This window comes from Paraburkholderia sp. BL25I1N1, assembly GCF_003002025.1.
Lineage (GTDB): Bacteria > Pseudomonadota > Gammaproteobacteria > Burkholderiales > Burkholderiaceae > Paraburkholderia.
The window spans coordinates 1-1502 of sequence record NZ_PVZB01000077.1 but is presented as its reverse complement, the minus strand read 5'-3'; the positions used below and the strand labels follow the sequence as shown (position 1 = coordinate 1502).

Genomic DNA, 1502 nt, shown 5'->3' with positions numbered 1-1502 from the left:
ACGGAAGTGATCGCCGTGTCGGCGGGCGTGACGCAATCGCAGGAAACGCTGCGCACGGCGCTGGCGATCGGAGCGGATCGCGCGATCCTGATCGAGTCTTCGCAGGAACTGCAGCCGCTGGCCGTGGCCAAGCTGCTGAAGGCGCTGGTTGACAAGGAGCAGCCTTCGCTGGTCATTCTCGGCAAGCAGGCTATCGACGACGATTCGAACCAGACCGGCCAGATGCTCGCCGCGCTGGCTGGTTTGCCGCAAGCCACGTTTGCATCGAAGGTGGTTGTTGCTGACGGCAAGGCAACCGTTTCGCGCGAAGTGGATGGCGGCGCGGAAACGCTGTCGCTGACGCTGCCCGCTGTCGTCACGACCGACCTGCGCCTGAACGAGCCGCGCTATGTCACGCTGCCGAACATCATGAAGGCGAAGAAAAAGCCGCTGGAAGTCCTCAAGCCGGAAGACCTCGGCGTTGATGTCACGCCGCGCCTGAAGACGCTGAAGGTTGTCGAGCCGCCCAAGCGCTCCGCCGGTGTGAAGGTGCCGGATGTGAAGACGCTGGTCGAGAAGCTGAAGACCGAAGCCAAGGTGCTGTGAGGGAGACAGGGCAAATGACGAATCTGGTAATAGCAGAACACGACAACGCATCGATCAAGGCCGCGACGCTGAACACGATCGCAGCGGCCCAGAAGATTGGTGGCGACATTCACGTGCTGGTGGCAGGGCACAACGCGCAAGCCGCGGCGGATGCGGCAGCGAAGATCGCAGGCGTGAGCAAAGTACTGCTGGCCGACGCGCCGCAACTCGAAGCAGGCCTCGCGGAAAACATTGAAGCGACGGTGCTGAATATCGCGAAGGACTATTCGCACATCCTCGCGCCGGCAACCGCCTACGGCAAGAACATCACGCCGCGTATCGCAGCAAAGCTCGATGTCGCACAGATCAGCGACATCACGGCAGTGGACAGTCCGGACACGTTCGAGCGTCCGATCTACGCCGGCAACGCCATCGCAACCGTGCAATCGGCTGACCCGATCAAGGTCATCACGGTCCGCACGACGGGTTTCGATGCAGTCGCGGCCGTTGGCGGCAGCGCAACGGTCGAGAAAATCGAAGCAGCGGCGGACAGCGGTATCTCGTCCTTCGTGAACCGCGAAGTGACGAAGCTGGACCGTCCGGAACTGACGTCGGCGAAGGTCATCGTCTCGGGCGGCCGCGGCCTGGGCAACGGCGAGAACTACACGAAGGTCCTCGAACCGCTGGCGGACAAACTGAATGCAGCACTCGGCGCATCGCGTGCCGCGGTCGACGCGGGCTTCGTACCGAACGACTATCAGGTCGGTCAAACCGGCAAGATCGTCGCGCCGCAGCTGTACATCGCCGTCGGCATCTCGGGCGCGATCCAGCATCTGGCCGGGATGAAAGACAGCAAGGTGATCGTTGCGATCAATAAAGACGAAGAAGCGCCGATCTTCAGCGTCGCCGATTACGGACTGGTGGGCGATCTGTTCACG

2 protein-coding genes are annotated in these 1502 nt (G+C 62.3%); both read left to right on the top strand.

All coding sequences use genetic code 11. The annotated features are described in order from the left end of the window. Nucleotides 1-585 (top strand): electron transfer flavoprotein subunit beta/FixA family protein (locus tag B0G73_RS39925; RefSeq protein ID WP_106286499.1); only part of this gene is annotated, 585 nt, incomplete at its 5' end. 14 nt (nucleotides 586-599) lie between these two features. Further along, nucleotides 600-1502 (top strand): electron transfer flavoprotein subunit alpha/FixB family protein (locus tag B0G73_RS39920; protein WP_106286498.1); only part of this gene is annotated, 903 nt, incomplete at its 3' end.